The organism is Solihabitans fulvus (assembly GCF_008386585.1).
In the GTDB taxonomy this organism is placed as follows: Bacteria; Actinomycetota; Actinomycetes; order Mycobacteriales; family Pseudonocardiaceae; genus Solihabitans; species Solihabitans fulvus.
On record NZ_VUOB01000154.1, the window covers coordinates 1 to 5,678 of the forward strand.

At 70.6% G+C, this 5,678-nt stretch carries 6 protein-coding genes; 4 read left to right on the forward strand and 2 right to left on the reverse strand.

From position 1 onward, the window contains the following. Positions 1–755, forward strand: a 755-nt coding sequence (locus F0L68_RS40935) for an RNA-guided endonuclease TnpB family protein (protein WP_149855306.1), incomplete at its 5' end; no start/stop codon positions are given. 56 nt (positions 756–811) lie between these two features. Here the strand turns inward: F0L68_RS40935 and F0L68_RS40940 are convergent. Then, a complete protein-coding gene (locus F0L68_RS40940; protein WP_149855307.1) occupies positions 812–1,519 on the reverse strand; it encodes an SGNH/GDSL hydrolase family protein in 708 nt (235 codons plus the stop codon). Beyond that, a complete protein-coding gene (locus F0L68_RS40945; RefSeq protein WP_149855308.1) occupies positions 1,516–2,763 on the reverse strand; it encodes an MFS transporter in 1,248 nt (415 codons plus the stop codon). The genes F0L68_RS40940 and F0L68_RS40945 overlap by 4 nt, the downstream gene beginning before the upstream one ends. A 72-nt stretch (positions 2,764–2,835) precedes the next feature. Between F0L68_RS40945 and F0L68_RS40950 the strand changes: the two genes are divergently transcribed. The 3 genes from F0L68_RS40950 (at position 2,836) to F0L68_RS40960 (ending at position 5,659) form a co-directional block, all read left to right on the forward strand. Further along, positions 2,836–3,822 carry a GlxA family transcriptional regulator gene (locus tag F0L68_RS40950; RefSeq protein WP_149855309.1) on the forward strand — a complete coding sequence of 329 codons (987 nt, stop codon included), beginning with the start codon at positions 2,836–2,838 and terminating at the stop codon, positions 3,820–3,822. An 81-nt stretch (positions 3,823–3,903) separates the two neighbouring features. Next, positions 3,904–4,590 carry a response regulator transcription factor gene (locus F0L68_RS40955; protein WP_149855310.1) on the forward strand — a complete coding sequence of 229 codons (687 nt, stop codon included), beginning with the start codon at positions 3,904–3,906 and terminating at the stop codon, positions 4,588–4,590. Then, a complete protein-coding gene (locus F0L68_RS40960; protein ID WP_149855311.1) occupies positions 4,583–5,659 on the forward strand; it encodes a sensor histidine kinase in 1,077 nt (358 codons plus the stop codon). Before F0L68_RS40955 ends, F0L68_RS40960 begins: the two co-directional genes overlap by 8 nt. The last annotated feature ends 19 nt before the right edge of the window (positions 5,660–5,678 follow it).

The following is a 5,678-nucleotide window of genomic DNA, read 5'->3' on the forward strand; positions in this document are numbered from 1 at the left end:
CGCTGGCCATCGTGTGGTCCCGACCCCTGCCCCAAGGCACCACGCCGTCCACGGTGACCGTCAGCCGCGACCCGGCCGGACGCTGGTTCGTGTCGATGCTGTGCGAGGACACCCCTGTTCCGATGCCCGCCGCCACGGCAGTGGTGGGTATCGACGCCGGGATCACCAGCCTGGTGACCCTGTCCACCGGGGAGAAGATCACCAACCCTCGGCACGAACGCCAGGACCGGCAACGTCTGGCCAAGGCCCAGCGTGTGCTGTCGCGCAAGACCAAGGGCTCGAACAACCGGGACAAGGCCCGGCTGAAGGTCGCCCGCGTCCACGCCCGCATCGCCGACCGGCGCAGGGACTTCCTGCACCAGCTCACCACTCGACTCGTGCGCGACAACCAAACGCTCGTGATCGAGGACCTGGCCGTCCGCAACATGGTCAAGAATCACAGGCTCGCCCGGGCCATCTCGGACGCGTCCTGGACGCAGATGCGGTCCATGCTGGAGTACAAGGCCGACTGGTACGGGCGCACCGTGATCGCGGTGGACCGGTTGTTTCCCTCCTCGAAGCTGTGTTCGGCCTGCGGCGCCCTGCGAGACGGGATGCCGTTGAGCGTCCGCATGTGGACGTGTGGCTGCGGTACGACCCATGACCGGGACGTGAACGCGGCGATCAACATTCGTGCCGCCGGGCTGGCGGTCCAAGCCTGTGGAGACGGTGTCAGACCCGCTCGTGCGCACGCACGAGCGGGCAGCGGTCGGTGAAACAGGAACCCTCCCGGGCGACCGGGAGAATCCCCGTCCTCCAGGACGGGGAGTAGTCAATGTGCCCGATCTGTCTGGTTGCGACAGGGCGAGTGGCGGAGCGCGAGCCTGCCGGCCAGGCCGAGGACGACCTCGCTCGCCATGACGGCGTGGCCGGACATCGAGAGGTGGATGCGGTCCGCGCTCAGCAGGTTCGGGCGGGCCATGATGGGGTGGTCCCACATGTCGATCAGCACGGCGTCGTACTCGTCGGCCAGCGTGCGGGTGATCTTGTTGAGCGCCACCACCCTGTCCCGGAAGTCCGGGTACTTCGGCACCACGAACACCTTGGCCAGCGTGAAGGTCGTCAGCTGCGCCCCGGTGCCCGCGGCGAGGTCGAACACCCGCCTGAGGTCTCGCTCGATGTCGGCGAAGTCGGGCTCGCGCTGCCACACGTCGTTCGCGCCGCAGGAGACGTGCACCAGGTCGGGGCGGAAGGCGACCAGCTGGTCCGCCTGCGTCGCCAGCGTCTGGGTGGCCCTGGCTCCGACCCACGCGGTGTTCAGGTAGGCCAGGTCCGGCCGCACGCGGCGGAGGGTGTCGGCGACCCTTGGCGCCCACGGCAGCGTCGCGTAGCCGGGGCTGGGATCTCCTGTCCCCGCCGAGAGGCTGTCGCCGATCGCCGCGAAGCGCCGCCACGGCGCGTCGGCCAGTAGTTGCGCCGCGCGCGCCGGGTGCAGGCAGAACGGGTCGGACTCCTCGGTTCGCGGGCTGGTGGCGGTCATCGTGCGGCGCTCCGTTCGGTCGGTCGCGCGGGCAGGCGACGGCGTCGGCTGCCGGTGGCCACGGCCAGCCACACCGTGGCGACGGCCGCGATGGCGGCGAGGATCAGCAGGAGCGTGCCGGGGGAGGCGCCCAGGTGCGCCTGCGCGAGGGACATCAGGAACGGGAAGGCGAAACCGAGGTAGCTCAGCGCCTGGTAGGCCGCGGTCGCGATGCCGAGCGACCTGGTGTCGGCGAGTTGCTGGACCTCGAGGAGACCGCAGAACTGGCTTACGCCGTAGGCGATGCCGAGCACGGCGACCGCGGCCAGGGCCAGCGTCGGCGAGAGGACCTGTGCCGCCAACGCCGCGAACGCCAGTGACAGCACGACGAATCCCATGGCCGTCAACAGCAGCCGGTTCGTGCCGGGTCGGTGCACGGCCTTCGCCAGCGGCTGGGACGCGATGCCGACCGCCCCGCCGAGGGCGACCGCGACGGCGCAGTAGAGCAGTGCCTTGTCACCGACGTTGCGGGCCGCCAGCGCGGGGAGGTACGCGACGCCGACGGCCGCGGTGCCGAACACCCATGGCGCGAAGGGCAGGATGACCAGGAGGAAGTGCCGGCGCAGCGGTCGCCGAGGGGACTCGTCGGGCACGGTGGGGACGGCGGCTCGGCGGCCGGAGTCGGGGGTTCGCCGGACCACCGCGACGCCGACGGCCACCAGGACGAGGTGCGGCAGGTACACGGTCACGGTCGGCGCGGGCGCCCATTGAGCGAGCGCGCCGGCGATCAGCGGGCCGGCGGCGAACCCGCTGGTCATCGTCACGGTCGCGCGCCGGGGGCCGACGGCTGCGTCCCCGGCGCCCGCCGACAGTTCCTTCAGCCACGCGGCGCCCGTGCCGAAGGCGAGACCACTCGCGACTCCGGCGAGGAAGCGGCCGACGTACAGCAGGTTCGGCTGGTCGCCGCCCGCCATCAGCAGGCAACTGCCCGCGAACGACAGCGCCAACGCGGGTAGCACCACGGGGCGGCGGCCGAACCGGTCGGACAGCCTGCCGCCGATGAGCAGCGCCGGCACGAGGCCGAGCGCGTAGAGGCCGAACATGGCCTCGAGGACGGCGGCGGACAGCCCGAGCCGCGCCTGGTACAGCACGATCAGCGGGGCGAACTGGTTGGCGCCCCAACCGATCGCGGCGAGCGCGAGCCCCGCACCCCACCAGGACCGGGACGACACCACCGGCTGGGTTACCGACTCCGTTGTGACCATGCCGCTCACGATGGTCGACGCCGAGGGGCGCGCACGAGTGTCTGATCGGTCGATATGTGTACAGTTTCGGACATGCACACTGTGGCCCTGGCCCTGTCCGACGGAGTGCCCCTGTTCGAGCTCGCCGCGCCGTGCGCGATCTTCGGTGGACGCCGGGCCGAGTCGGCGGAGTCCTGGTACGAGTTCGTCGTGTGCGGGCAGCGCGGCGCGCGCGTCGACCGCTGGTTCACGGCGGCCACTGAGCACACCTACGAGGACCTGGTCGCCGCGGACACCGTGATCGTCCCGGCCTGTCACGACAGCCAGCATCGCCCGCCGGCCGATCTCGTCGCCGCCGTGCGGGCGGCGCACGACAACGGCGCGCGGATCGTGTCGATCTGCACCGGCGCGTTCGTGCTCGCCGAGGCCGGGCTGCTCGACGACCGTCGCGCGGCAACGCACTGGCTCTACGCGTCCATGCTGGCCGCCCGCTACCCGGCGGTCACGGTCGACCCTGCGGTCCTCTACGTGGACGAGGGCGACGTGCTGACCTCGGCCGGCAAGGCGGCGGGCACGGACCTGTGCCTGCACGTGGTGCGGCGCGACCACGGTGCGGCGGCGGCGAACCAGATCGCCAGGCGGCTGGTGACCGCGCCACACCGCGAGGGCGGCCAGGCCCAGTACAGCGCCCTCAGCGTGCCGAGGTCCGCGCAGGACGACCTCGCGCCGGTGCTGGACTGGGCCATCGAGAACCTGGACCAGCCGATCACCGTCGAGGAGCTCGCGGCGAAGGCGCGGCTGGGCACCAGGACGCTCAACCGGCACTTCCACGCGAGGCTCGGCACGAACCCGTTGCAGTGGCTGCACAACCAGCGCATCCGGCGCGCCCAGGAACTGTTGGAGCAGACGGATCTCGCCGTCGACACGGTCGCGCGACGGTCCGGGTTCGGCACGGGCGCCGCGCTGCGCCGGCACTTCCGGCGGGCCCTGGACACGAGCCCGGACGCCTATCGGCGCACCTTCGCCCAGCACCCGGCCGCGCGCGGCGACGAAGTAGCGGTGTTGAGCGAACTCGGCTGAGTCAAGGCAGCGTGGTGTTGTCGGCGCGTGCCTGGTTTTCGATATGCCGGCGATATGCACCGGCGCGTAGTGTCGGGGAGCATGCGTGTGTTGATCGTCGAGGACGAACCTCTGATGGCAGACGCCATCCGCGATGGCCTACGCCTGGAAGCGATCGCGGCCGACATCGCGGGTGACGGCGACACCGCGCTGGAGTTGTTGAGCGTCAACGGCTACGACATCGCCGTCCTCGACCGCGATATCCCCGGCCCCTCCGGCGACGAGATCGCCCAACGCGTCGTCGCCTCCGGCAGCGGCATGCCGATTCTCATGCTCACCGCCGCCGACCGGCTCGACGACAAGGCCTCTGGGTTCGAACTCGGCGCCGACGACTACCTCACGAAGCCCTTCGAACTCCGAGAGCTCGTGCTCCGGCTCAGAGCGCTCGACCGAAGGCGCGCCCACAACAGGCCACCCGTGCGAGAGATCGCGGGCCTGCGGCTGGATCCGTTCCGCCGCGAGGTCTACCGCGACGGCAGCTATGTCGCGCTCACCAGGAAACAGTTCGCCGTGCTCGAAGTCCTCGTCGCCGCCGAAGGCGGTGTCGTCAGCGCAGAGGAACTCCTGGAACGGGCGTGGGACGAGAACGCGGACCCGTTCACCAACGCCGTGCGCATCACGGTCTCCGCGCTGCGCAAGCGTCTCGGCGAACCCTGGGTCATCGCCACCGTGCCCGGCGTCGGCTACCGCGTCAGCACGCGACCGGACGAGGGTGGGGGCCGTGGATAGGCCCGGCGGGTTGAGTGTTCGGCTCAGACTCACCCTCAGCTACGCCGGTTTTCTCATGCTCGCCGGTGTCCTGCTGCTCGCGGCCGGGTGGGTGTTCCTGAACTATGTCGTCCACCCGGGGCTCATCCTGCTGCCCGACTACCGCTACGCCGTCGTGCGCCAGTTCGCTCCCACCGCGGCCGTCGTGCTGGCGTACCTGTTGGTGTTCGGCCTGCTGGGCGGCTGGATTCTCGCCGGTCGCATGCTCGCGCCCCTGGCCCGCATCACCGACGCCACGCGCCTGGCCGCGAAGGGGTCGCTCTCCCACCGGATCGAGTTGGCGGGCCGTCAGGACGAGTTCCGCGAACTCGCCGACACCTTCGACGCCATGCTCGTGCGGCTGGAAGCACACGTCGCGGAACAGCAGAGGTTCGCGGCCAACGCGTCCCACGAACTGCGCACGCCGCTGGCGATCACGCAGACACTGCTCGACGTGGCCCGCAACGATCCGGACCGTCACATCGGCGAGCTCGTCGACCGCCTGCACTTCGTCAATGCCAGGGCGATCGACCTCACCGAGGCACTGCTTCTGCTCAGCCGCGCCGACCAACGGTCCTTCACCCGAGAACACGTCGACCTGTCCCTCTCAGTGGAGGAAGCCACCGAAACGCTCCTCCCGCTCGCGGAGGAACGCGGCCTCACCATCGAGACCTCCGGCGACCTGGCTCCCACCATCGGCTCACCCGCGCTCCTGCTCCAGCTGACGACGAACCTCGTGCACAACGCGATCGTCCACAACCTGCCCGAACAGGGCACCGTGTGGGTCACGACCAGTGTTCGCCCCGGGATCGTGGTGCTCACCGTCGAGAACACCGGCGAGAAGCTCGCCCCACAGTTGGCTGCCACGCTCGTCGAGCCGTTTCAGCGCGGCACCGAACGCATCCGCACCGACCACGCCGGTGTCGGCCTCGGTCTGGCGATCGTCAAGAGCATCACCGAGGCGCACGACGGAACCCTCGCCCTCACCCCTCGGGCCGAAGGAGGGCTCCGCGTCACCGTGCGACTGCCCGCGGCGCCACCAGCCACCTAGTACGGCAACCGCACTGTGT